This is a genomic window from Streptomyces vastus (assembly GCF_039532825.1).
Classification (GTDB): Bacteria; Actinomycetota; Actinomycetes; order Streptomycetales; family Streptomycetaceae; genus Streptomyces; species Streptomyces vastus.
Genome location: NZ_BAAASJ010000104.1, coordinates 64589 through 88846, shown reverse-complemented (window position 1 = coordinate 88846; position 24258 = coordinate 64589). Strand labels below are relative to the sequence as shown.

Genomic DNA, 24258 nt, shown 5'->3' with positions numbered 1-24258 from the left:
GAGTACCGCATGCAGGAGCTGGCCAAGGAGGCCGGCATCACGGTGCGCACCCTGCGCTTCTACCGCGAGCGCAAGCTGCTTCCGCCACCCCGCCGCGAGGGCCGTATCGCCTGGTACGACGACGACCACCTGGCCCGCCTGCGCACGATCTCGGCCCTCCTGGAACGCGGCCACACCCTCAGCGGCATCGCCGAACTGGCCGAGGCCTTCGACCACGGCCGCGACGTCGGCGAACTGCTCGGCCTGGGCGCCCCCACCGAGGAGGTCCCGGTCCGCCTCTCCCCCGAGGAACTGGCCGACGCCTTCGGCGACCAGGCCACCTCCGAAAACCTCGCCGCCGCCCTCGACCTCGGTTACCTCGCCACGGACGGCACCGACCTCGTCCACATCAGCCGCCGCCTGCTGGACGTCTCGGCGGCCCTGGTCCGCGAGGGCATCCCCCTCGCGGACGTACTTCGGACCGGCCGCCGCGTACGCGAACACGCGGACGCCCTGGCCGAGTTGTTCACCGAACTCGCCCTGACCCGAGGCGCCTCCCCGACCGACCTCGAGCGCTTGCGGCCGCTGGCGAAGAGCGTGGTGGAGGCGGAGCTGTCGATGGCGTTGGACCGGCGGGTGCGGGACGCAGAGCAACGGTCCCAGGGGTCCTAGAGGTCGTAGACGACGGTCACGGGCGCGTGGTCCGACCACCGCTCCGCATGCGTGGCCGCCCGCTCCACGTGCCCCTTCACGGCCTTGGCCGCGAGCCCCGACGTCGCGACGTGGAGATCAATGCGCCAGCCGGTGTCCCGGTCAAAAGCCTGCCCACGGTAGGACCACCACGTGTAAGGCCCCTCGACGTCCGGATGCAGAGCCCGTACGACGTCGACGTACCCGCCTTCCGCCTCGCCGAAGACCGCAGTGAGCCACTCGCGCTCCTCCGGCAGGAACCCCGAGTTCTTCCTGTTGCCGCGCCAGTTCTTGAGGTCGGCTTCCTGGTGGGCGATGTTCCAGTCGCCGCAGACGACGACCTCGCGGCCGTCGGCGGCGGCCCGCTCCTTGAGCGCCTTGAGGTAGGCGAGGAACTCCCCCATGAACCGGACCTTCTCGTCCTGCCGCTCGGTCCCGACCTCGCCGGAGGGCAGATAGAGGGAGGCGACCGTGACCCCGGGCAGATCGACCTCGACATACCGCCCACTGCCGTCGAACTCGGCGGATCCGAAGCCGACCTGGATGCGGTCGGGCTCCCGCCGCGTATAGATGGAGACTCCCGCACGCCCCTTGGCGGCGGCGGGCGCGTGCACGACATGCCACCCGTCGGGCTGCCGAATCCCCTCGGGCAACTGCGGCGGCTCGGCACGCACTTCCTGCAGACACAGCACATCGGCGGAGGTACCCGCGAGCCACTCCACAAAGCCCTTCTTGGCAGCGGCCCGAAGCCCGTTCACATTCACAGAGGTCACAGTCAGCACAGCACTCTCCTACGCAACAGGAAACGTAGGTTACTGCGCGAGCGCCCGGTACTCGCTTCGGGTGAGGCAACCCGGCCCGTGCGCCCCCGCCAGTCGTGGCGGCGGCACACGGGAGCACCCCGGTGCTTGGCTTTGCGTGCCGGTCGCAGCCCGCGATCGTGCTCGACAGCCAGGAGGACACCATGGCGGTACAGCGCGAATTGGACGAAGCAAAGGTCGAAGCCTTCATGGAGAAGGCGCTCGGGGACATCAGCGGGACGATGGCCATCGGTCTGTGCCACCTGGGCGACCGGCTGGGCCTGTTCAAGGACCTCGCGGCCAACAGCCCCGCCGGAAGCGAGGAGCTCGCGGACCGACTGGACCTGAATGAGCGTTACGTACGCGAGTGGCTTCGAGGCATGACCGCCGCGGGCTATCTGGAGGAACCGGAGCCCGGCCGCTTCGCGATTCCCGCCGAGCACGCGCCCGCCCTGGCCGATGAGTCAGGACCCATGTTCCTCGGCGGCGTCTACCAGATGATGCCCGCCGCCCTGGCGCCGTACGAACAGCTGAGTGAGGCGTTCCGGAGCGGTGGAGGCGTGCGGCAGAGCGACTACCCGGACATCCTGTGGGACGGTATGAGCCGTTTCACGGGCAGCTGGTTCGAAAGCGTCATGGTCGACGACTGGCTGAGCACCTTTCCGCACGTCATCGAGAAGCTGGAGCGGGGCGTCGACGTCGCGGATGTGGGATGCGGCGCGGGCCGCGCACTGATCGTGCTCGCCAAGGCGTTTCCCCGCTCGCGTTTCGTGGGGTTCGACAACTTCCCGGGCCAGGTGGAACGCGCCCGGGCGAACGCGGAGAAGGCCGGTGTCGCCGACCGTGTGACCTTCGAGACGGTCGATGCCGCCCAGGGGCTTCCGGGACGCTATGACCTCGTCACCACCTTCGACGTGATCCACGACGCGGCGGACCCGAAGCGGCTTCTCGCCGCCATCAGGGCGGCGGTCAGGGACGACGGCGACTACCTGATGCTCGAGATCAACTGCGAGGACCGCCCCCAGGACAACGTCGGCCCCGTGGCATCGATGTTCTACGGCTTCAGCGTCTTCTACTGCATGACGACCTCACTCGCGAACGGCGGAGCCGCCCTCGGAACGTGCGGTATGCCCGAGGCGGTCGTGCGCAGCCTGTGCACCGAGGCCGGCTTCGGCGACGTGGCCCGTTCCTCGACGGACGACCCTTTCAACGTCCTGTACGACATCAAGCCGTAGGCGACGCCGAGATCTCGACCGCGCGGCCCATGGGAAAATGGATCGCCACCGCGCACCGCATAGAAGTACGATCCTCGGCATGAATATACGCCGCGTCTCCTTCGACCACCCCGACGCCGTCAAGCTGAACGACCGGGTCCAGGCCGAGTACGCCGTGCGCTACGGCGACGAGGGGGACATGACTCCCCTCGACCCGTCGATGTTCGAGCCGCCACTCGGCCTGTACCTCATCGCGTACGACGCGCAGGACCAGCCGGTGGCCACGGGCGGCTGGCGTACCCAGGACGCGAACGACGAGGGCTACTCGGACGGCGACGCGGAGATCAAGCGCATGTACGTGATCGAGGAGGCGCGCGGCAACGGTCTCGCCCGTCGCATCCTCGCGGCCCTGGAGGACGACGCCCGCGCGGCGGGCCGTACGCGCATGGTCCTGGAGACGGGCACGAAGCAGCCGGAGGCGATCGCCCTCTACACGTCCAGTGGCTACGAGCCCTGCGCCAAGTTCGGCCACTACCGCTTCCACGACGCGAGCAGGTGCTTCGCGAAGCCGCTCTGAAGTCCTGGTGAGCCCTCTGAAGTCCCTGTGAAACGGCTGGCTTTGAGAGAGCGTCAGGCACGCAGGAAGGCCAGTACGGCCAGCACCCTGCGGTGGGTCTCGTCGGCCGGGGGCAGGTCCAGCTTGGTGAGGATTCCGCTGATGTGCTTGCCGACGGCGGCCTCGGACACCACCAGCTCGCGGGCGATCGCGCCGTTCGACCGGCCCTCGGCGATCAGCGCCAGGACCTCGCGCTCGCGCGGGGTGAGCCGCTCCAGCGGATCGCGGCGGCGGCGCAGCAGTTGGCGCACGACCTCGGGGTCGACGACCGTGCCGCCGTCGGCGACCTTGAGCAGCGCGTCCACGAACTCCTCCACCTGCCCGACCCGGTCCTTGAGCAGATAGCCGACGCCCGTTCCGTCGCCGGAGTCGAGCAGGTCGGCGACGTACCTCCGCTGGACGTACTGGCTGAGGACGAGGACGGGCAGCCTGGGTCGCGTCTCACGCAGCCGTACGGCCGCGTGCAGGCCCTCGTCCTGGAAACCGGGAGGCATCCACAGCCCTGAACCTGCTCCCGATATGGACCGCCCTGGCCATCCTGTCGGCCCCCACCCCACTCCAGATCCCGTGGCCGGAACTCGCCACAACGGCGATGGCGTGCGCACTCCTCGCCGTGCCATCGGCACTCGCCCCTGCGTGGCCGGCCCTGCGGCGGGGGGCGGTGGGGTCGGCGGCGGTGCACGAGTGAGGTCCGGGACCGGCGACGGCATGGTTCCTCACCTGCCACCCGCACCCGGACGTCCCGCCGAGTCCGGAAACGCAGAGATCCCGTCCGATCGAAGCGATCGGACGGGATCTCATGAACTTGCAGCGGGGGGTTCACGAGTGGGGTTGACGTGCACCGATGAGGGCTCGTGAAGATCGTTCCCCGATCAGCTGGAGATCGTCCCCCAGCAGTGGGGAACACGACGGGCTGTCGGCGGCCGGGCACTCGCGAGGTACCCAAGGCAGCTCGCGGTGCACCGCGCCCCTCTTTTGGGTGATGGCACGGAGGAGAGTTTCGAAGTAGTTTCAAAGTGATGGCTACCGAGAGCGCCGCCGTGAACTTCTCCGAGCTGGTGAACAAGAACAAGAAGACGCTTGCCCGGCTTCAGGAATCGCCGAGACTGCTTCTGCACCGCAGAGACGGCGAGGATCTGGTCCTCACCACCGCAGCGCGGGCAGAGCAGGACCAGACCGTGGTATCAGCCGCCACCCGGATGCTGGCCGCGATGGCCCGCCGGGAGCCCGGCAGCATGGAACTGCTCCTCGACATACTGCCGGACGCCTTCCCCTGGGTTCGTTTCCTTCCCGAGCCCGATCTCCACGCCTTCGCCGTCGAACTGGTCGACACGATGCGGGCCGCCGACTCGCTCGGCAACAGCGCGTCCGTCGCCCAGTTGCTCATCGCCTGGCAGCACACCGCCGAGGTCTACTCCGACCCCGAACTACTGGCGGCGCTGACCAGGGACCACGGCGAGGACTACGGCCCGGTACCGGACCCGCGGGATGCCGCATGACCGCGGGTCGCGGCGACCGCGCCGCCCCGCCGGCACCGGAAGGCCACTGGGAAGTCCGCTTCGCGGACGCGGCCTCGGCCAAAGGGTGGGAGGGCCTCGCCCAGCAGGCCCGGGAGAACACCTACCGCGCCTGGATCACCATGCGCACGAACCCCAGGCCGGCCACCGAGACGCCCCGGCACCACCCGGCTCAAGGGCAGTCTGGCGCACGGCACTCACCGCGGACAGACCTGCGAGCAGTGGCAGATCGAGGTGACCGGCGGCGGCCGCGTCTGGTACCTCCTGGACACCGCCCGCGACACCTGCTGGATCACCTTCGCAGGCACTGGGCACCCGCGAGCAACAGACCGACGCTGAGCCGACACAGCCACGGGTCGTCTACGACGCGGAGACCACCGCCTACGAAACGACCCGTGCGACCCTTCGAAGGGGTGCGGAACTGGTGAAGTCTCGCTCAATTTTCCCCCGCTGACGGAGACTCGGCGAAGGCGCCAGCGGCTGCGGCGAGGGCGGCGGTTCTGGCTGCATGGCCGGGCAGTTGCGGGTCGGGGTGCGTGCGGAGGAGTACCAGCTGGTGGTACAGCGGCGCGGTGGCGGCGATGAGCAGTCGCCGAGCGTCGGTGTGCGGCGGGAGTTCGCCGCGCCGGACAGCTCGGCTGACGATGATCTCGCAGCGGGCGTACCGGTCCTCCCAGAGCCGCTGTTGGGCGTGGGCGGCTTTCTCGGAGCGGAACGAGGCGGCGATCAGAGCCGCGACGATCGGCGGCTGTGCAATCAGGGCTGCCTGGATCTCCTGGTTCAGTGCTGCCAGGTCGCCTTCCAGTGAGCCGGTGTCCGGTGGCTGCCAGTCGTCGTCGCTCGCCGCGTCGAGAACGTCGGCGAGCAGGCCGCCGACATCCCCCCAGCGCCGGTACACCGTTGTGCGGTGCACGCCCGCGCGGGCGGCGACGGCGTCCATGCTGAGCCCGTCATAACCGTGTTCGCCGAGCTCCGCGCGGACCGCGTCGAGTACCTGCGTACGAATACGGGCGGTGCGGCCCCCGGGTCGGCGTCGTGTCGGCGTCGGCCGGGTGCCTTCCGGTCCTGGGGCTTCGGGAGTCATCGCTGGTAATCCGTTTGCTCAGGGGGACGGCGTTATGGCAGCATGTTAATGCATCAGTTGTCGCACTAGTGGAGTGATCGATGCTCTTCCGAAGTGTTCGCCCGGCCCTGCGGCCCTTGACTGCCGCCTCGTCCTCGAATGCTTTGGAGTCCCCGCATGCCTACACAGATCACCGCGCTCGCCGTCAGCAAGTCCTTCAACGGCAGGCTCGTCCTTGACTCGGTGAGCTGCTCGCTCGCCGCGGGCGAGCGCACCGGGATCATCGGTGAGACCGGATCCGGCAAGACCACCTTGCTGCGCCTGCTCGCCGGGCGTGAACGGCCCGATCAGGGCGAGGTCGTCGTCCAGGCCGCCGACGGCGTCGGCTATCTCGCCCAGGACGAGCGGCTGGCCCCGCAGGCGACCGTCCAGCAGATCATGGACCGGGCCCTGAGCGATCTACGCGCCGTCGAGCAGCGAATGCGCCGTTTGGAGGCCGCGATGGCCGATGGCGACGAGTCGGGCATGGCCGAGTACGGCGAACTGATGACGGTCTTCGAGCTGCGCGGCGGCTACGACGCCGACACCCGTGTGGAACGTGCCCTGCACGGCCTCGGCCTGGGGCTGATGAGCCGTGACCGTACCGTTGGCAGTCTGTCCGGCGGAGAACAGATCCGGTTACGGCTGGCGGCCGTCCTGGCGGCAGCGCCGGAGGTGCTGCTGCTGGACGAGCCGACCAACCATCTCGACGAGGGTGCCCTGAGCTGGCTGGAAGAACACCTGCGCACCCGGCGGGGCACCACGGTGACGGTCTCGCACGACCGCGTCTTCCTCGAACATATCGCCACCAGTCTGCAGACCCCGGAAACGACGAAGATCCCGCACGACCATCATGATCGTCGGGATCTCGTCAACCGACCCTGAGCTAACTCAAGAACGGCCGTGCAGTGGACCTGAGGGGATTTGAACCCCTGGCCCCCTCGATGCGAACGAGGTGCGCTACCGGACTGCGCCACAGGCCCTTGCAACGAGGGAAACTCTAGCATCCGCGTCCGGGTGCTTGGAAATCCGTTCCTGGCTGGTCAAGGGTGGGGCTTCTGCGGCGTTGCCGCTCGCTTGTCACTCGTTGGCGGCGCGCGGTCGGTCGCCGTCCTCGTACTGGTCGAAGAGCGGAGTGCGGCCCCGTTCGCGGGCCCGGCGGGCCGAGGCGGCGCGGCGTGCGTCCGCGGCGCCGTCCGGGTCCGCGCCGGGCTCCTCGGACGGCTCGTCCTCCGGCGTCGGAGCCGCCCCTGCCGCGGGGCGCTCGGCCGCGCTGGAGCGTGCCGAACTCCACGCGTCGGGTGCGCCCAGGTCGACACCGGCCGTGGCGCGCGGGGCGACAGGGGCTGTCACGTACGTCGGCAACGGGACCGGGACGGGGTCCCAGCTGTCGCCGCCGGCCGGACCGCGTCGGCGTTCGCGCTGCTGGTCGACCCACTCCGCGTGGTCGGTCTGCTCGACGAGGGCTCGGCGGTCGGCGGCCAGTGCGGACAGGCCGGGGTCACTGGTCGCCTCCGGTCCGTCCTCCGGGTCGTCCGCGGCGGACGGCTCGGCGGGCGGTCGCCGCCTCGGCTGCCGTTCCCGCAGCCGCTGGGCCGCGGCCTCCGCACGCCTGCGGTCCATCGTGTACGTGAACCGCCGCCGCTCCTGGGAGCGCAGATACGCGATGTAGACGCTCAGCATTATCGCCGGCACGCCCGGCGCCCACAGGAAAGCGAGCCCCCCGACAGCCGCCACGATCGCGCCGAGCGTGAAGGCGAAGAAGAGGACCGTGGTCGTACGCCGCCGGCGCGCGAGCACCTTCGAGCGCCGGGCGCGCGCGGCGGCCTCCGCCGCGGCAGCCCGGCGCGAACGAGCCGAGGAGGAGGACGAGGGCGAGGACTGTGCCGGTGACGACGACTTGGCGCCCGGCTTCCCTCCCGGCTTGGACCCCTGCTGAGGCACCGGCCTGCCACCGGCCGAACGGCCCGCCCGCGACGCCGACTTGGCACCGCGCTTGGGCGCACCCGCCGACCCCGGCCTGGACGCCGGGTCAGCCGCCCGCTTCCCGGAAACGGCACCTGAAGCCGAAGGCCCACCCTCCGCCTCGGGCCGACCCTCACCGCGTGCGCCCCGCGCATCGTCCCGTACGTCCGCGACCTTGCCCCGTGCCTCGCGCCGGGTCTGAGGCATGGCGAAGGCCCGGGCGTCCACCGATTCGGTAAGGCCGTCCGGTTCGGCGGCGTGCTCCCCCTCTTCGGTGGAGCGCGCCCGCAGGTCCTTGGCGTACCGGCGCTCCATCCCCGCCCGTCCGGACAGCAGCCGGATGGCGGTGCTGAAGCGTTCCGTCGGACGGGCCTCATTCAGCTCGTCCTGCCTACGGAGCCACATGGGCACCAAGTAGGCGGCCCAGGCCCCGACAATGACTGCGTAGATGAGGCCGCTGCTGCTCACGCCTCACACGGTAGAGGGGTTTGCGTGAGGCCATCTGCCAATTCCGCCGGTGTGTCGCACGATCTGGCTGATATTTCGAGCTTTTTTTGCGACCGATGCGATCAGCAGGCCACCGAGAGCGGGAAATTAATGCCTGAGGACGGTCGATCGCCGATCATTTTCGAACACGCATTTCATTTGGTCGGCGTTAGGCAGTGTTAGGCGGTGTTCCGTGGGGTGTCCCGTGGCGAGTTTTCGGACGTGTTCCGCGAACGTGTCCGCCGCCAGCGGCTGAGCAGGCCCTCAGGGATCTCTTCCGCCGTGAGCGCGAAGACGAGGTGGTCGCGCCAGGCCCCGTCGATGTGAAGATAACGTGGACGAAGTCCTTCCTCGCGGAATCCGAGTTTCTCCACGACCCGGCGGCTGGGGCCGTTCTCGGGGCGAATGCAGACTTCGATGCGGTGCAGCCCGATGGTGCGGAAGCAGTGGTCGACCGCAAGAGCGACGGCTGTAGGCATCACTCCGCGTCCGGCGACCGCCTGGTCCACCCAGTACCCGACATGGCCCGAGCACATCGAGCCCCAGGTGATTCCGGCGACGGTCAACTGCCCGACAAGCCGCCCCTGGTACTCGATGACGAACGGCAGCATCCGGCCCGCGTTGGCCTCGGCGCGCAGGTGCCGGACCATCTGGCGGTAGGTCGGGCGGTGCGCTATCGGCCCGGTGGGTGTGGGCGGCGGAATGGTGGCTTCCCAGGGGCGCAGCCAGTCCCGGTTGCGCCGGTTGACGTCACGCCAGGCCCGGTGGTCGCGCATCTTTATGGGCCGGAGGACGACATCACCGTCCACCAGCTCGACCGGCCAGGATGGGCTGTTCAGCTCGCACCCCCGCTGCCGCTGGGTCTGGGATGATCGCCGCCGCGGAGCTGGTCCACGGCGTGGATCAACAGGGGCCGCAGAACGGCGAGTCCGTCCCTGACCCCGCCCGTGGAGCCCGGCAGGTTCACGATCAGTGTCCGCCCGGCAACTCCGGCCAGTCCCCGGGACAGCGCCGACGTCGGCACCTTCTCCCCTCCGAACGCTCTGATGGCCTCCGCAATGCCCGGCACCTCGTGGTCGAGGACGCTCCGGGTCGCTTCGGGGGTGCGGTCGGTGGGCGAGATGCCGGTGCCTCCGGTGGTCACGATGACGTCGTACCCGGCCTCGACGCCTTCGCGCAGGGCGGCCTCCACGGGGTCCCCGTCGGGCACTGTCCGCGGCCCGTCCACCTCGAAGCCGTACGAGACGAGCCCCTCGACGATCAGTGGGCCGCCCTTGTCCTCGTAGACCCCGGCGGCCGCGCGGTTGGATGCCGTGACGACAAGGGCGCGATACGTCATGTCCGGCTCCAGTCGCCCGACTTGCCGCCCGTCTTCTCCTCGACGCGTACGTCCGTGATGACCGCCCCCTTGTCGACCGCCTTGACCATGTCGATCACGGTGAGAGCCGCCACGCTGACCGCGGTGAGGGCTTCCATCTCCACACCCGTACGGTCGGTGGTCTTCACGGTGGCCAGGATCTCGACGGCGTCGTCCGCGACCGACAGATCAATCTTGACACCCGACACTGACAACGGGTGACACAGCGGAATCAGGTCCGGCGTGCGCTTGGCGCCCATGATGCCCGCGATGCGCGCGGTGGCCAGTGCGTCGCCCTTGGGGAGGCCCTCGCCGCGCAGCAGCTGGACCACCCGGGGCGAGACCAGAACCCGGCCGCTGGCGCGGGCGGTGCGCGCGGTCACGTCCTTTCCGGACACGTCAACCATGCGGGCGGCGCCCGCGTCGTCGATGTGGGTCAGTCGGTCGTCGGTACTCATGGCGCTCCCGGTCGGGCCTGTTGTGCGCGACACGGTACCGCCATCCCGGCCCGGTCAGCCGAGGAGTACCACCTCGACCTCGGTGCCGGGCTCCACGGATTCCACGGTCTCGGGGACCACGATCAACGCGTCGGCCCGGGCGAGGGCCGCGATCAGGTGCGAGCCGGCGCCGCCGACGGGGGTCACCTCTCCGTTCGCGTACCGCCCGCGCAGGAACTGACGGCGTCCGGCGGGCGAGGTCAGCGCCTTGTCCGTCTGCAGGATTGCCCTGGTCGTGGGCCGGTGGATGTCCTCGACACCCATCAGGGTGCGGATCGCGGGGCGTACGAACAGCTCGAAGGAGACGTACGAGGACACGGGGTTGCCCGGCAGCGCGAGCAGCGGGGTGTGGTCGGGGCCGATGGAGCCGAAGCCCTGGGGCTTGCCGGGCTGCATGGCGAGCTTGCGGAACTCGATGCCGCTGCCCGGCTCGTCCTCGTCACCGACGGACTCCAGTGCCTCCTTGACGACGTCGTACGCCCCCACGCTGACGCCGCCCGTGGTGACCAGGAGATCGGCGCGGATGAGCTGGTCCTCGATGGTGGCCCGGAGAGTCTCGGCGTCATCGGTGACCGCACCCACGCGGTAGGCGATGGCTCCGGCGTCGCGGGCGGCGGCGGTCAGCGCGAAGCTGTTGGAGTCGTAGATCTGGCCGTTGCCCAACTCCTCGCCGGGCTGGACGAGTTCGCTGCCGGTGGACAGGACGACCACGCGCGGGCGCGGGCGCACCCGTACCGTTCCGCGGCCGATCGCTGCGAGCAGTGCGATCTGCGGCGGACCGAGGATCGTGCCCGCTTCCAGGGCGCGGTCACCGGCCTTGACGTCGCTGCCCTTCGCGCGCACGTGCGCGCGTGCCGGAGCCGGACGGTGTACCTGGACCTGGCCGGAGGCGCCCTCGGGTGCCGCACTGTGGGCGCGCATCCGGGAGACGGGGCCCTCGCCGAGGCCGCCGTCGGTCCACTCCACGGGGACGACGGTCTCGGCACCGGGCGGCAGTGGAGCGCCTGTCATGATGCGGGCGGCCTCGCCGGGGCCCACCTGGAGCGGCTCGGCCGGACCCGCCGCGACGTCCCCGACGACCCTGAGGACGGCCGGGAACTCCTCGCTCGCGCCCGCGACATCGGCGACCCGGACCGCGTACCCGTCCATAGAGCTGTTGTCGAACGGCGGCAGGGAGACCGGCACCGTGACGTCCTCGACCAGGACACAGCCCTGGGCGTCGAGGAGTTGCAGCTCGATGGGTTCGAGCGGGCGGACGGTCGAGAGGATGTCCTCCAGGTGCTCGTTCACCGACCAGAGGTGGTCCTGGCCGGTGACGCGGGTCGGGGCGCTGCTCAAGGTTGCTACATCTCCTCGGTGACGTAACTGCGAAGCCAGGTCCGGAAGTCCGGGCCCAGGTCTTCACGTTCGCACGCGAGTCGGACAATGGCACGCAGGTAGTCGCCTCGGTCGCCGGTGTCATAGCGGCGGCCCTTGAAGACGACGCCGTGCACGGGCCCGCCGACCTTCTCGTCGGCGGCGAGCTGCTGGAGGGCGTCGGTGAGCTGGATCTCGCCGCCGCGGCCCGGCTCGGTCTTGCGGAGTATGTCGAAGACGTGCGGGTCGAGGACGTAGCGGCCGATGATCGCGTAGTTCGACGGGGCGTCCGCCGCGGACGGCTTCTCGACCAGGTCGTGGACCTTGACCACGTCGCTGTCCGCGGTGGTGTCGACGGCCGCGCATCCGTAAAGGTGGATCTGCTCGGGCGCGACCTCCATGAGGGCGATGACGCTGCCGCCGTACTGCTCCTGGACCTCGACCATGCGCGCCAGCAGAGGGTCGCGCGGGTCGATCAGGTCGTCGCCGAGGAGGACGGCGAAGGGCTCGTGGCCGACGTGCGGGGCAGCGCACAGGACGGCGTGACCGAGGCCCTTGGGGTCGCCCTGGCGGACGTAGTGCATGGTCGCGAGGTCGCTGGACTCCTGCACCTTGGCGAGCCGGTTGGCGTCGCCCTTCTTCTGAAGGGCCGATTCCAGCTCGTAGTTGCGGTCGAAATGATCCTCAAGGGGGCGCTTGTTGCGACCTGTGATCATGAGGACATCGTCGAGGCCCGCGGAGGCGGCTTCCTCGACCACGTACTGGATCGCCGGCTTGTCGACGACCGGCAGCATCTCCTTGGGAGTGGCTTTGGTGGCCGGCAGGAACCGGGTACCGAGGCCTGCTGCGGGGATGACAGCCTTGCTGATCCTGGGGTGTGCCTGAGTCATGCCCGTCACCTTATCCGGTGCCAATGTTCGGAATATGTGGCTCCGGTTAATTCGCTCTCATATGAGTGCATCAGCGAGAGTACGGGAGCTGGTTGTGAGTCGGCCGAGACCGGATGCGGAGCCTGGCAAGCGAATGTTGCGGCAGGAGTTCCTCATGGTGAGAGGCCGGTTGACGGCTGATGACGGACAAGAAACGGAAGCCGCACTCGTCATTCGCGCCCTGGAGCTGCCCGAACTTGCGCAGGCGCGCACCGTGGCGGCGTACGTGTCCGTGGGGAGCGAGCCGGGTACGCGCGCGCTCCTCGACGCGCTCCACGCGCGCGGGGTACGCGTTCTGTTGCCGGCCCTGATGGCGGACAACGACCTGGACTGGGGTGCGTACGACGGTCCGGGCTCGCTCGTCCGCGTACAACACCGGGGAAAAATGGCCCTCCTGGAGCCCGCGGGCGAGCGCCTCGGACCGGATGCCGTGCTCTCGGCCGATGCCGTCCTGCTGCCGGGGCTCGCCGTGGACGCGCGCGGGATGCGGCTCGGTCGCGGTGGCGGGTCGTACGACCGGGTACTCGCGCGCCTGGAGCGGGCGGGGGCCGATCCGGCGCTGGTGGTGCTGCTGTACGACTCCGAAGTGGTCGATCGTGTCCCCGAGGAACCGCATGACCGGCCGGTGCACGCGGTGGTCACCCCTTCGGGAGTACGTCGCTTCCGCCGGCGCCCGTAGAGGCTGATCTGCCTGGAGAGGCAGATCAGCGAAATGGCCCTCCACGCGCGTGGAGGGCCATTTTCACGGGAGGGCTACCGAAGGCCCGCTGTCCGGCTCAGGGCTTCAGCAGCAGCGTGTCCTCGGTGTTCTCGTCGACCGCCCTCTCCGTGGAGACCCAGTCCAGCAACTCGCCCTTGGCCCACTTGTCGGTCTGGTCGATGTAGTGGGCGCTGTAGGCGTGCCCGGAGGCGCCGGTGAGATTGATCCACTTCGACTTGTCGAAGTCGTCGAGGTTCACCACCATCCGCATCGACGGCACCCAGACCACCGTGTAGCCGCCCGCGGCGTTCCAGCCGGTGGCGCTGACCGCGGCCTCGCCGCCGCCCATGTTGTACGGGCCGCGGTTGAGCATGAACTGCAGGAAGCCGGGGCCGTCGGTGCCCATGGTCTGGTTCTTCAGGTACAGCCGGTGCAGGCGGCCCCAGTTCCAGGTGTCCATGTCCTTGCCGAGCTTGGCGGTCAGCTCCCAGCGGGCGTCCTCCAGGGCCCGCCCGAAGAGCTCGTCGCGGTTCGTGGCCGCCTTGTCGGTGCGGTTGCCGGGCGCCTGCCACCAGTCGCTGTCCTCGTCGTCGAGGATCGACCTGACCACCTCGAACCAGCGGTCGCCGCCGTCCGGCTGCGCGCTGTCCGCGTCACGCTCGCCGCACTCCCGCACCCGCCGGTCCTCGTCGGCCGGACCGGTCGTGTCGACCGGCTCGACGTACAGGCACTGGCCCTCGACCCGCAGTTCCTTGGGCAGCTTGTTGCCGAACGCGAGCTTCAGGATGTTGCGCCAGACCGCGTTGAAGTAGGCGGCAGCCGCCGAATCGGCGTCCTGGGTGTAGTTCCAGCCCTCAAGGAGCTTCTGCCCGTCCCGTACGTCCTTGTCGGGGACGTCGATCTTGAGCAGCAAGGGCACCAGGAGCTTGGCGATCTCGCTGCTGTTGTCGAGCTGCATCTGGCGCATGTCGTCGGTCGAGACCTTGCCGCCGCCCTTGAGCTTCGACTCGATGAGATCGGTTATCCGCTGGCTGCGTGTGCCGTAGCCCCAGTCCGTGGTCAGCGTGTAGGGGTACTTCTCCTTGTCGACCACGGCCTGGTTGGCGGTGACTATGTAGCCGCGGTCCGGGTTGTACTCGTAGGGCAGCTCGGACTGCTTGATGTAGCCGGTCCACTCGTACTCGGAGTCCCAGCCGGGCGACGGGAGCGAGCCGTCGCCCTCACCGCGTTTGGGGATCCTGCCGGGCAGCTGGTAGCCGATGTTGTTCTCCGTGTCGGCGTAGATCAGGTTCTGCGAGGGCACGTCGAACAGGGCGGCGGCCTTGCGGAAGCCGTTCCAGTCGGTGGCCTTGTTCATCGCGAAGACGGCGTCCATCGAGGTGCCGGGGTCCAGGGCGGTCCAGCGCAGGGCAATGCCGTAGCCGTCGCCGCGGTCGGGTGCCGACTGGTCGACGCCGGCCTTCTTGCCGACCTTCACGAGCTCGTCGTCGCGGTCGGACAGCAGGGGCATCCTGCCCCCCGGCCTCCCGTCGTCCTCAGGGATGCGGACGGTGCGGACGACGATCTTCTTGGGCGCGCCGCCGGCGACCTTGATGGTCTCCTGCTGGGTTTCGAAGGCCTGCACCTTGCCGTCGTACTCGTAGCCGTCCCCGGTGAGCTTCTCCAGATACAGGTCGGCGACGTCGGCACCGGAGTTGGTCATCCCCCAGGCGATGTTCTGGTTGTGGCCGATGACCACGCCCGGCAGGCCCGCGAAGGTGTACCCCGAGACGTCGTACTGGCACTTGTCCGAGACGCTCTTGCAGTGCAGGCCCATCTGGTACCAGACCGACGGCAGCGACGGCGACAGATGCGGATCGTTGGCAAGGAGCGGCTTGCCGCTGATGGTGTGGGCGCCGCCGATGACCCAGGAGTTGGAGCCGATGCCGTTGCCGTTCACACCGACGGCCGTGGGGACGTCGTCCAGTTCGTCGTAGAGGCCCGACAGCTGGCTCTGGAGACCGTCCTGGGCCGTGGCGCCGCCGGCGAGCCCGGAGCCCCCCGCGGACGCGTCTGTGCCGCCGCTCTGCTCGTACTCCTGGGTGCTCCGGTTGTACTCGCCCTCCTGGACGATCGTCTTGTTCCGGTCGTACGGGTACTGCGGGTACAGGTCGGCGATCTGCTGCGGGCCGAGACGGCTGGTCATCAGGGAGCGGTCGATCTCGTCCTGCATGTTGGCGCGCAGGTCCCAGGCCATCGCCTTGAGCCAGGACACCGAGTCGACCGGCGTCCACTCCGCCGGCTTGTAGTCGTTGGAGAAACCGAGCGCCGCGTACTCCAGCGAGATGTCTCCGCCGTCCTTGCCCTGGAGATAGGCGTTGACTCCCTTGGCGTACGCCTGGAGGTACTTTTTCGTCTCGGCCGACAGCTTGGTCTTGTACTCCTCCTCCGCGACCCGCTTCCAGCCGAGGGTGCGCAGGAACTCGTCGTTGTCGACCTGGCCCTTGCCGAACATCTCGGAGAGCCTGCCGGACGTCATGTGGCGGCGTACGTCCATCTCGTAGAACCGGTCCTGCGCCTGGACATAGCCCTGCGCCATGAACAGGTCCTCGTCGGTGGCGGCGTAGATCTGCGGGATCCCGTTGGCATCACGCTTGACGTCCACGGGCCCTGACAGACCGTCCAGGTGGACCGATCCCTTGGTCTGCGGGAAGGAGGCGCGCACGGTGCTGATGGACCAGAACGCCCCGTATCCGACGCCCCCGATGATGGCCAGGACCAGGACGATCAAGATCAGACGGGTTCTGCGCCCCTTCTTCCTGCCGGACTTGCCGCGCGTCTGACCAGAAGAAGAGGTGGTGTTGGGGGGCATCGCTGTCCTTGCTGTCCTCACGCGAGCGGCAGGCGGGGCCGTGCTTTTGACTGAACGCTGGAGCAACCATAGGTCAGGGCTCGACGCGCCTTGACGCGGAGTCGGGAACGGACAGTTTCAGGCGATCGGGGCCACATGCGCGATCGTCAAGAAAGCGTCAAGAGTTAGGTAAGCTAACGAAGCACTTGCACCACCGAGAGGGGAGCAACCCCTGACTGTCCACGACCTCAACCAGCTCCTGCTCATCTGCTCGCTCGTTCTGCTCGTCGCGGTGGCAGCGGTTCGCATCTCCTCGCGCAGCGGGCTCCCCAGCCTGCTGGTCTACCTGGGCATCGGCGTCGCCATGGGGCAGGACGGCGTCGGCGGCATCCAGTTCGACAACGCCGAACTGACCCAGGTCTTCGGGTACGCGGCCCTGGTCGTGATCCTGGCAGAGGGCGGTCTCGGCACGAAGTGGCGGGAGATCAAGCCGGCGCTTCCGGCCGCCTCGTCACTGGCGCTGGTGGGTGTCGCGGTGAGTGTCGGCGTCATGGCGACGGCGGCCCACTACCTGATCGATCTGGAGTGGCGGCAGGCGCTCATCGTCGGTGCGGTGGTCTCCTCGACGGACGCGGCGGCGGTCTTCTCGGTGCTGCGCAAAGTGCCCCTCCCCGCCCGCCTGACGGGCATGCTGGAGGCCGAGTCCGGCTTCAACGACGCTCCGGTGGTCATCCTCGTCGTCGCCTTCTCCACTGCCGGTCCGGTGGAGCACTGGTACGCGCTGCTCGGCACGATAGTTCTGGAGCTGGCCATCGGCGCGGCCATCGGGCTCGCGGTGGGATTCCTCGGCGCCTACGGGTTGCGCCATGTGGCACTGCCCGCCTCCGGCCTCTACCCGATCGCCGTCATGGCCATCGCGGTCATGGCGTACGCGGGCGGGGCGCTCGCCCACGGCAGCGGCTTCCTCGCCGTGTACCTGGCGTCGATGGTGCTCGGCAACCAGAAGCTGCCGCACTGGCCCGCCACCCGCGGCTTCGCCGAAGGGCTCGGCTGGATCGCCCAGATCGGCATGTTCGTCCTGCTCGGCCTGCTGGTCACACCGCACGAGCTGACGGACGACTTCTGGACCGCGCTCGTCATCGGCCTGGTGCTGACCATGGTGGCGCGTCCCCTGAGCGTCGTGATCGCGCTGCTGCCGTTCCGGCTGCCGTGGCAGGAGCAGGTCCTGATGTCCTGGGCGGGCCTGCGCGGCGCCGTGCCCATCGTCCTGGCCACGATCCCGATGGTGAGCGGCGTCGAGGAGAGCCGTCGCATCTTCAACATCGTCTTCATACTGGTCGTCGTCTACACCCTCGTACAGGGCCCGACCCTCCCCTGGCTGGCTCGGAAGCTGAGCCTGGACAAGTCCGCCGCCGAGGCAGCCGACCTGGGCATCGAATCGGCGCCCCTGGAGCGACTGCGCGGACATCTGCTGTCCGTCGCGATCCCGGAGGCGTCGAGAATGCACGGCGTCGAGATCAACGAGCTACGGCTGCCCCCGGGCGCCGCGGTCACGCTGGTCGTACGGGACGGAGAATCGTTCGTCCCGCTGCCCACGACGATCCTGCAACGTGGCGACGAACTCCTCGTGGTGGCCACGGACCCCGTCCGGGACGCGGCCGAGCGCCGGCTCCGGGCGGTCGGGCAGGGCGGCAAGCTGGCGGGATGGCTGGGAACGGGCGGTAACGGCGCTTCGTAAGTGAAAGCGGCCGGGATTCTCGCTTTCCCAGGGGCACGATTACTGATGCCTGTACGATGAAGGCGCACCCAGATCGAACCACCTCTGCCTGACGCAGAGCTGGCGCGACCGTATGGCGGCCGCTGCCCTGACAGGGGCCCGGTATCTACCGCAGTTCCGCGCAAGAGGACAGCTCTCGGCGCCTCCCGCACGGGCGCGCCACCAGGTGGCAGAAAGGCACGGGCCGTGGCATCCACGGTCACCTCCGAGTCCCCCAGGACATCGGGCTCCTCCCGCCCCGGATACGGGCAACTGCTGCGCACGCGTGGCGCCTGGACGTTCCTGCTCCCCGGATTCGCCGCGCGGCAGCCGTTCGCGATGCTGACGCTGTCCCTGGTACTGCTCGTGCAGCACACCACCGGCTCGTACGGGGCTGCCGGTGCCGTCGCCGCCGCGACCGGTGTCTCCATGGCGCTGTTCGCGCCCCTCACCGGACGTCTCGCCGACCGTCACGGACAGCGCGCCGTCCTGGTGCCCGGCGTCCTCGTCCACACCCTTGCGGGTCTCTCCCTGACGGCGCTCGCGCTCACGGATGCTCCCCTATGGACGCTGTTCGCGGCAGCCGTCCCGACCGGCGCCTCCGTGCCACAGATAGGGCCCATGGTGCGGGCACGCTGGGGCGTCAAGCTCCAGGGATCGCCCCTGATGACGACCGCGGCCGCCTTCGAGTCCGTCACCGACGAACTGACCTTCGTACTCGGCCCGCTGCTGGCGACCGCGCTGTGCACCACCGTGGACCCGGCGGCCGGCCTGCTCACAGAGGCCACGCTGACCCTGGTCGGCGGCCTGCTGTTCGCGGCCCAGAAGAGCACGCAGCCCGCTGTACGTCTCGAGGAGCACGCGCGCGTGGAGCGCGCTTCCGCTGTGTCGATCCCCGGTGTACGTGTCTTGATCGTGGCCTTCCTGGGCATCGGTTCCGTCTTCGGCGGTCTGCAGGTCGCGCTCGCCGCGTTCACCGAGTCGATCGGCGAGCCCGGCCTGAACGGCGTCCTGTACGGCACGTTCGCCGCGGGCAACATGCTCTCCGGGATCGTCTGCGGGGCCATCGCCTGGAAGACGGCCCCGCGCCGCCGTCTGGTCATCGGGTACACGGCACTGGCCCTGACCGCCTCCGGTCTGTGGGCCGCGGACTCCGTGGTCGCCCTCGCCGGAGTCGGCCTCCTGGTCGGCATGTGCGTCGCGCCCGCCCTGATCACCGGCTACACGCTGGTCGACGGCCTGGTGCCGGCAGGCGCCCGCACGGAGGCCTTCACCTGGATGACCGGAGCGGTCGCGCTCGGGCAGGCGGTGGCCGTCACCGTCGCCGGACAACTGGAGGACCGCCTCTGGGGCGGTGCCGGCTTCCTCGTCCCGATGGGCGGGACGCTGCTGGCTCTGGCGACGCTCGTGGCGCTGCGCTCGCGGCTCGTGCCCAGGCCGGCAGGCCGGACCGTCGCACGTGGCGTCGGTCACCGCGTTTCGCTGGCAGTGGACTGAACGCGAGGAATAGGTCACTATTGATGGTCGTTAGCACTCATCGAGTGAGAGTGCCAGGAGGAAGACAAGTGCCGACCTACCAGTACCAGTGCACCGCATGCGGCGAGGGCCTCGAGGTGGTGCAGAAGTTCACCGAGGACGCCCTGACCGAATGCCCCAGCTGTGACGGCCGCCTGAAGAAGGTGTTCTCCGCGGTCGGCATCGTCTTCAAGGGCTCCGGCTTCTACCGCAACGACAGCCGCGGCTCCTCGTCGAGCAGCTCGACGGCAAAGTCGTCCTCCTCGTCGAACGCCGCCTCCACGACCTCGTCGTCCACCACGACCTCGTCCTCCTCGGACTCGTCGTCGTCCGGCACCGGCGCCTCCTCGAGCAGCAGCTCGGCCGCGTAAGGCTTTCTTACAAGACCCTGTCGTCGTACGACGGCGGGGTCCGCGGCGTTTCCGGGCCCGGTTAGGGTGCGGTCATGGCGAACACGGAGAACGCCGAGATCGGCGTCATTGGCGGCTCGGGCTTCTACTCCTTCCTCGACGATGTAACCGAGATACAGGTGGCCACGCCCTACGGGGCACCCAGCGACTCCCTCTTCCTGGGCGAGATCGCGGGGCGGCGGGTCGCCTTCCTCCCCCGCCACGGCCGCGCCCACCATCTGCCGCCGCACCGCATCAAATACCGCGCCAACCTGTGGGCGCTGCGCTCCGTCGGGGCGCGCCAGGTGCTCGGGCCCTGCGCGGTCGGCGGGCTGCGTCAGGAGTACGGTCCGGGAACACTGCTCGTACCGGACCAGATGGTGGACCGTACGAAGTCCCGGGAGCAGACGTACTTCGACGGGATGCCGTTGCCCGGCGGCCAGGTGCCGAACGTGGTTCATGTGTCTCTGGCCGACCCGTACTGCCCCGTCGGGCGCGAGGCCGCTCTGGAGGCGGCCCGCGGCCGGGACTGGGAGCCGGTGGACGGCGGGACCCTCGTGGTGGTCGAGGGGCCGAGGTTCTCCACCCGAGCCGAATCGTTGTGGCACCAGGCGCAGGGCTGGTCGGTGGTGGGCATGACCGGGCACCCCGAGGCGGCGCTCGCCCGTGAACTCGAGCTCTGCTACACGTCGTTGACCCTGGTCACCGACCTCGACGCGGGCGCCGAGACCGGCGAAGGCGTCTCGCACGAGGAGGTGCTGCAGGTGTTCGCGGCGAATGTGGAACGGCTGCGGGGTGTGCTGTTCGACGCGGTGGCCGGACTGCCTGAGAACGGCGCGCGGGATTGTCTGTGCGCGAAGGCGCTGGGCGGGATGGATCCCGGGTTCGAGCTGCCGTAGAGCGGCCCGAGTCCTCTCAGGGTGGCTCGGCGGACGGCTCGAGGCCTGGCTTTGGGGCTCTGGCTTGGGGCTCTGGCTTGGGCTCTGTGGACGGCTCGGTGGTTCTGTGGACAGCTCGACTGGGGGTGGAACTCCCCCTTCGAGTGAGCGAATTGTCCACAACCGGTCGGTAGTCCACGGGCCACAGCGGGATTCGGCGCGAGGCCGCAGTCTGGCATCGCAAGCCGAAATCCCGACCGCTGGTGGTGGTTCTCGTGTCGCTCCTCCCTTCCTTTCCGCGCCCGTTGGGCACGGACGCGCCCGGTACCTGCGAGGTGCCGCACTTCACCCCCGTCCGGGTGCGCGGCGGGCGGTACCAACTGCGACGGCTCGTACGGCACAGAAGGCGGGCCGTGGCCGCGGGGCTCGCCGTGACCGCTGCCGCGCTGGTCGCGGCGGGTCCACGGGACGCCGGCCGGGCGCGGGCCCCCTCCGCCAGTGCTCCGCCTGCCGCGGCGGAGTCGAGGATGGCGGGCGCTCCCGCGCAGGAGCGGCAGGCCGTCGAGATGGTGACGGCGCCGGTGCGCATCGCCGACGGCGCGACGGTACGGCTTTTGCGGCCGGGCGATCGTGTCGATGTCGTCGCGGCTGAGGAGTCGGCGGTGGGTGGCGGTGACGCGCGGGTGGTCGCACGCGGGGTACGGGTGACGAAGGTGCCCGAGGCCCTGGACGGTGTGGCCGAGGGCGGCGCGCTGGTCGTGCTGTCGGTGCCGCGGCAGACGGCGGTGCGGCTGGCCGGAGCCGGCGCGACCTCGCGATTGGCGGTGACCCTGTGCTGAACCTGCTCAAGAGGATCACCGGTTGGCTGTCAGGTCGCTCGTTGGAGCTGGGGCGTTGGACAAGGTCGCCACGCCCTGCCGTAGGTTGCGGAGCTGTTCACTCCACAACTCGTACGGCTGAAAAGGGGCTCCCTGGTGAGCGAGAGCAAGAAGGATCCGAGCGTCTTGGAGGGCTTCAAGACCTTCCTGATGCGCGGGAACGTCGTCGATCTGGCAGTGGCGGTGGTCATCGGCGCAGCCTTCACGAACATCGTCAACTCCATGGTGCAGGGAGTCATCAATCCCCTGGTGGGCGCGATCGGCACAAAAAACCTGGACAACTACAGCTCCTGCATCAAGGCACCCTGCACAGGCGCCGGCGCCACCGCGGAGGGGGTCCGGATCATGTGGGGCTCGGTGCTCGGCGCGACGCTCTCGTTCGTGATAACGGCTGCCGTCGTCTACTTCCTGATGGTGCTGCCGATGTCCAAGTACCTGGCCCGGCAGGCGGCCCGCCAGAAGGCGAAGGAGGGCATGCACGAGGTCATCGAGGTGACCGAGCTGGAGGTCCTGAAGGAGATCCGCGACGCCCTGGTGGCGCAGCGCGGCTCGGGGCACGCCGAGCAATAGCGCCCACCGCCCGTAAGGTCTGCCGGGCTCAGATGTGGTGGGGCGGCTTCTCGTCCAGGAAGCGGGCCAGGTCCCCGGCGCTGTCACCGCTGGGCCGCTCGCCCCACCCACCGTCCGAGTCGTCCGCGGACTGCTGGCTCAACGGATCGTCGAAGACCAGCGCGGGCTTGCGGGGGTCCCGGGGAGCCGGGGCCACCCCCTGGGAAGGCTCGGGGTGGGGTTCGGGGGCGGGGGTGCTGCTCATGGCTTCAGGGTACGGCCCTGGGGATGGGCCGGGTTCGGGTGGCATATCCGGATTCCCTTTACGTGCGTTCCCTGGCGTGCTCGTCTCGTATGCGTCCCCACTCGTGCGGGCTCGGGCGTCTCGTCGACGCTGGGTGGACAGCTGTTGGTTGGGTTGTTTGGCACCGGTTGGCTGTTGTGTCCCTCGTGCGGGTGAACGGGGCTGGTTTTGTGGATCGCGTGGGCACGGGGAACGCATGATCGGTGCTGGCAGCTGAGTTCGCAGCGACCGGGGAGGGTAGGGGCAGTCGTGGCGCGCAGGCACGGGAGGAGGCGGGAGCTGCGTGTGCTGGCGGCTCCGTTCACTGTGGCCGCGCCGTCGGGGGTGCGGATCCGGGACCGGCTGCGGCTGGAAGCCGGCGATGAGAAGGTGTTGCGGCTGGTGGGTGAGCACCTGGGTCGTCATCAGCGGGCGGATCTGGCCGAGCGGGTCGGGATCGGGCAGGTTGCCGGGAAGGATGCCCGGCGGGCGGAGCGGAAGAAGAAGCTCACCGCGGTGTCGTCCTCCCGCTGGGCGGGGGCGATGACCCGAGCCAGCGAGGATCAGTACCAGCTGGCGATGCGCTGCCTGTTCGACGAGCGCGCGAGCCTGTGCCGGGCCATCGGCACCATCAGCCGCCGTCTGGCCGTCCCCTGCGGCCAGCGCTCGAAGAGCGGGGCGCGCGGCTACGCCGACCAGAGTGAACGGGCCCACAAACAGCGCCGCCTGCACCTGCTGCAGACCCAACTCGCCGCGGTGGAGCAGAAGATCGCCTCCTGGCGGCCATCCGTCACCGTCGGCGGGCGGCGCCTGGCCAGGCTGCGGCACCACCTGGCCGACGCCCAACTCACCGAGGCCCAGTGGCGCCGGCGGTGGGAGGCGGCGAGGCTGTTTTTGACCGCCGACGGCGAGTCCGGTGCCCCGCACGGCAACTACACCATCGCGGTCGACCCCGGCGAGGGCACGGTGAGCATCGTGCTGCCCGAGCCGCTGCGGCACCTGGCCAACGCTCCCCGCGGCCGCTACCGGCTGGGCTGCACCGTCACCTTCCACCACCGCCGCGGCGAGTGGCTGGACCGGGTCACCGCCCACCGGGCCGTGCGCTACGACATCACCTGCGACCCGGCCCGCGACCGCTGGTACCTCGACGCCAGCTGGTCCGCCGACACCACCGTGCCGCCCACCCCGCACGAGCTCACGGCACGCGGTACGCGGCTGCTGGGCGTCGACCTGAACACCGACCACCTCGCCGCCTGCCTCCTCGATCGCACGGCAACCCCATCGGCGAACCCGTCACCGTCCCGCTGGACCTGACCGGCCCGACGGCCACCCGGGATGGCAGACTACGCGCCGCGATCAGCACACTGATCGCCCTCGCCCGCGAGGAGGCCTGCGCCGGGATCGCCATCGAGAACCTGGGCTTCACTGATGCCCGCCAGGCCGGGCGGGAGACCATGGGCCGCGGGCGGCGCGGGAAGGCGTTCCGCCGCACCGTGGCCGGTATCCCCACCGCCCGCTTCCGCGAACGGCTGCGCGGCATGGCGTATCACGCCGGGCTGGTGGTGGTCGCGGTGGACCCGGCCTACACCAGCCGCTGGGGTGGCCAGCACTGGACCAGGCCTCTGCAGGAGCAATCGAAGAAGACCACGGTCACCCGGCACCACGCAGCCGCGGTGGCCATCGGACGGCGCGCCCTCGGGTACGGGATCCGGCGTCGGCCAGGTGTGACCGGCCACCACCGGAGGATGGTGGCGCGGAGAGCTACCGGCCAGGCCGCATCCCTGCCGCGGGCGTGCGGGACCGCGAGCCCACCCAGGACATCGAGCACGCCCCACCCGGGCGGCAAGACCCGACTGCACCGAGGTGACCAGCTCGCGCTGTTCCCCGGCCCTCAAGACCGTTCGGAGGGCCACCGGACCAGACATCCGGAATACGGCGAGTTGACCAACACCGGCCAACAACCCTAGGAACA

The 24258-nt window shown here is 69.6% G+C and carries 23 protein-coding genes, 1 tRNA gene and 2 pseudogenes; 14 read left to right on the top strand and 12 right to left on the bottom strand.

The features are described from left to right. The first annotated feature begins 9 nt into the window (after positions 1 to 9). On the top strand, positions 10 to 651 hold the full coding sequence (locus ABD357_RS33400; protein WP_344395061.1) for a MerR family transcriptional regulator: 642 nt from the start codon (positions 10 to 12) through the stop codon (positions 649 to 651). Here the strand turns inward: ABD357_RS33400 and ABD357_RS33395 are convergent. Beyond that, positions 648 to 1451 carry an exodeoxyribonuclease III gene (locus ABD357_RS33395; RefSeq protein ID WP_344394879.1) on the bottom strand — a complete coding sequence of 268 codons (804 nt, stop codon included), beginning with the start codon at positions 1449 to 1451 and terminating at the stop codon, positions 648 to 650. The two genes, ABD357_RS33400 and ABD357_RS33395, sit on opposite strands and share 4 nt — an antisense overlap. 182 nt (positions 1452 to 1633) lie before the next feature. Between ABD357_RS33395 and ABD357_RS33390 the strand changes: the two genes are divergently transcribed. Together ABD357_RS33390 and ABD357_RS33385 are read left to right on the top strand one after the other, a co-directional pair. Continuing rightward, on the top strand, positions 1634 to 2704 hold the full coding sequence (locus ABD357_RS33390; RefSeq protein WP_344394877.1) for a class I SAM-dependent methyltransferase: 1071 nt from the start codon (positions 1634 to 1636) through the stop codon (positions 2702 to 2704). Positions 2705 to 2783: 79 nt separating this feature from the next. Next, positions 2784 to 3260 carry a GNAT family N-acetyltransferase gene (locus tag ABD357_RS33385; protein WP_344394875.1) on the top strand — a complete coding sequence of 159 codons (477 nt, stop codon included), beginning with the start codon at positions 2784 to 2786 and terminating at the stop codon, positions 3258 to 3260. Positions 3261 to 3313: 53 nt separating this feature from the next. On the opposite strand, the pseudogene ABD357_RS33380 reads toward ABD357_RS33385, so the two are convergent. Beyond that, positions 3314 to 3793, bottom strand: a pseudogene (locus ABD357_RS33380) (LuxR C-terminal-related transcriptional regulator); the annotation flags it as partial. Between the two features lie 525 nt (positions 3794 to 4318). On the opposite strand from ABD357_RS33380, the gene ABD357_RS33375 reads away from it, so the two are divergent. After that, positions 4319 to 4798 (top strand): hypothetical protein, encoded by a 480-nt coding sequence (locus ABD357_RS33375; protein ID WP_344394873.1) that lies wholly within the window; start codon positions 4319 to 4321, stop codon positions 4796 to 4798. 454 nt (positions 4799 to 5252) lie between these two features. Here ABD357_RS33375 and ABD357_RS33370 read toward each other — a convergent pair whose 3' ends face one another. Then, entirely contained in the window at positions 5253 to 5900 is a 648-nt protein-coding gene (locus tag ABD357_RS33370) for a TetR/AcrR family transcriptional regulator (RefSeq protein WP_344394871.1), read from the bottom strand. 156 nt (positions 5901 to 6056) lie between these two features. Here ABD357_RS33370 and ABD357_RS33365 point away from each other — a divergent pair. After that, a pseudogene (locus ABD357_RS33365) lies at positions 6057 to 6734 on the top strand (ATP-binding cassette domain-containing protein); the annotation flags it as partial. 93 nt (positions 6735 to 6827) lie between these two features. Here ABD357_RS33365 and ABD357_RS33360 read toward each other — a convergent pair. The 7 genes from ABD357_RS33360 to galU form a co-directional block, all read right to left on the bottom strand. Beyond that, a tRNA-Ala gene (locus ABD357_RS33360) sits at positions 6828 to 6901 on the bottom strand. Between the two features lie 97 nt (positions 6902 to 6998). Beyond that, the gene (gene sepX, locus ABD357_RS33355) at positions 6999 to 8351 is read right to left on the bottom strand and encodes a divisome protein SepX/GlpR (RefSeq protein WP_344394869.1); all 1353 of its coding nucleotides are present in this window, start codon (positions 8349 to 8351) and stop codon (positions 6999 to 7001) included. 197 nt (positions 8352 to 8548) lie between these two features. After that, positions 8549 to 9178, bottom strand: a complete 630-nt coding sequence (locus ABD357_RS33350; protein WP_344394867.1) for a GNAT family N-acetyltransferase — start codon at positions 9176 to 9178, stop codon at positions 8549 to 8551. Between the two features lie 26 nt (positions 9179 to 9204). After that, positions 9205 to 9708 (bottom strand): MogA/MoaB family molybdenum cofactor biosynthesis protein, encoded by a 504-nt coding sequence (locus ABD357_RS33345; protein WP_344394865.1) that lies wholly within the window; start codon positions 9706 to 9708, stop codon positions 9205 to 9207. Next, positions 9705 to 10184, bottom strand: a complete 480-nt coding sequence (gene moaC / locus ABD357_RS33340; RefSeq protein ID WP_344394863.1) for a cyclic pyranopterin monophosphate synthase MoaC — start codon at positions 10182 to 10184, stop codon at positions 9705 to 9707. Before moaC ends, ABD357_RS33345 begins: the two co-directional genes overlap by 4 nt. A 54-nt stretch (positions 10185 to 10238) precedes the next feature. Then, on the bottom strand, positions 10239 to 11561 hold the full coding sequence (gene glp, locus ABD357_RS33335) for a molybdotransferase-like divisome protein Glp (RefSeq protein WP_344394861.1): 1323 nt from the start codon (positions 11559 to 11561) through the stop codon (positions 10239 to 10241). Positions 11562 to 11566: 5 nt separating this feature from the next. Beyond that, positions 11567 to 12469 carry a UTP--glucose-1-phosphate uridylyltransferase GalU gene (gene galU, locus ABD357_RS33330; protein ID WP_344394859.1) on the bottom strand — a complete coding sequence of 301 codons (903 nt, stop codon included), beginning with the start codon at positions 12467 to 12469 and terminating at the stop codon, positions 11567 to 11569. 154 nt (positions 12470 to 12623) lie between these two features. Between galU and ABD357_RS33325 the strand changes: the two genes are divergently transcribed. After that, positions 12624 to 13187 (top strand): 5-formyltetrahydrofolate cyclo-ligase, encoded by a 564-nt coding sequence (locus ABD357_RS33325; RefSeq protein ID WP_344394857.1) that lies wholly within the window; start codon positions 12624 to 12626, stop codon positions 13185 to 13187. Positions 13188 to 13284: 97 nt separating this feature from the next. On the opposite strand, the gene ABD357_RS33320 is transcribed toward ABD357_RS33325, so the two are convergent. Continuing rightward, complete coding sequence (locus ABD357_RS33320) at positions 13285 to 16059, bottom strand: penicillin acylase family protein (protein ID WP_344394855.1); 2775 nt, start codon at positions 16057 to 16059, stop codon at positions 13285 to 13287. A gap of 211 nt (positions 16060 to 16270) precedes the next feature. Here ABD357_RS33320 and ABD357_RS33315 point away from each other — a divergent pair, with 211 nt between their 5' ends. The 6 genes from ABD357_RS33315 to mscL all read left to right on the top strand — a co-directional run bounded on the left by ABD357_RS33315 (position 16271) and on the right by mscL (position 22024). After that, a complete protein-coding gene (locus tag ABD357_RS33315) occupies positions 16271 to 17776 on the top strand; it encodes a potassium/proton antiporter (RefSeq protein WP_344395060.1) in 1506 nt (501 codons plus the stop codon). Positions 17777 to 18001: 225 nt separating this feature from the next. Beyond that, complete coding sequence (locus tag ABD357_RS33310) at positions 18002 to 19291, top strand: MFS transporter (protein ID WP_344394853.1); 1290 nt, start codon at positions 18002 to 18004, stop codon at positions 19289 to 19291. A 68-nt stretch (positions 19292 to 19359) separates the two neighbouring features. Continuing rightward, positions 19360 to 19680, top strand: coding sequence for an FmdB family zinc ribbon protein (locus tag ABD357_RS33305; protein WP_344394851.1), 321 nt, complete (start codon positions 19360 to 19362; stop codon positions 19678 to 19680). Positions 19681 to 19754: 74 nt separating this feature from the next. Further along, on the top strand, positions 19755 to 20597 hold the full coding sequence (locus tag ABD357_RS33300) for an S-methyl-5'-thioadenosine phosphorylase (protein ID WP_344394849.1): 843 nt from the start codon (positions 19755 to 19757) through the stop codon (positions 20595 to 20597). 254 nt (positions 20598 to 20851) lie between these two features. After that, positions 20852 to 21415 carry a CpaB family protein gene (locus tag ABD357_RS33295; RefSeq protein ID WP_344394847.1) on the top strand — a complete coding sequence of 188 codons (564 nt, stop codon included), beginning with the start codon at positions 20852 to 20854 and terminating at the stop codon, positions 21413 to 21415. A 135-nt stretch (positions 21416 to 21550) separates the two neighbouring features. Then, on the top strand, positions 21551 to 22024 hold the full coding sequence (gene mscL / locus ABD357_RS33290) for a large conductance mechanosensitive channel protein MscL (RefSeq protein WP_344394845.1): 474 nt from the start codon (positions 21551 to 21553) through the stop codon (positions 22022 to 22024). A gap of 28 nt (positions 22025 to 22052) precedes the next feature. Here the strand turns inward: mscL and ABD357_RS33285 are convergent, their stop codons facing one another. Next, on the bottom strand, positions 22053 to 22268 hold the full coding sequence (locus ABD357_RS33285; RefSeq protein ID WP_344394843.1) for a hypothetical protein: 216 nt from the start codon (positions 22266 to 22268) through the stop codon (positions 22053 to 22055). Positions 22269 to 22592: 324 nt separating this feature from the next. Here ABD357_RS33285 and ABD357_RS33280 point away from each other — a divergent pair, with 324 nt between their 5' ends. Both ABD357_RS33280 and ABD357_RS33275 read left to right on the top strand, forming a co-directional pair. After that, positions 22593 to 23600, top strand: coding sequence for a hypothetical protein (locus ABD357_RS33280; RefSeq protein WP_344394841.1), 1008 nt, complete (start codon positions 22593 to 22595; stop codon positions 23598 to 23600). Between the two features lie 140 nt (positions 23601 to 23740). After that, a complete protein-coding gene (locus ABD357_RS33275; RefSeq protein WP_344394839.1) occupies positions 23741 to 24253 on the top strand; it encodes a hypothetical protein in 513 nt (170 codons plus the stop codon). The last annotated feature ends 5 nt before the right edge of the window (positions 24254 to 24258 follow it).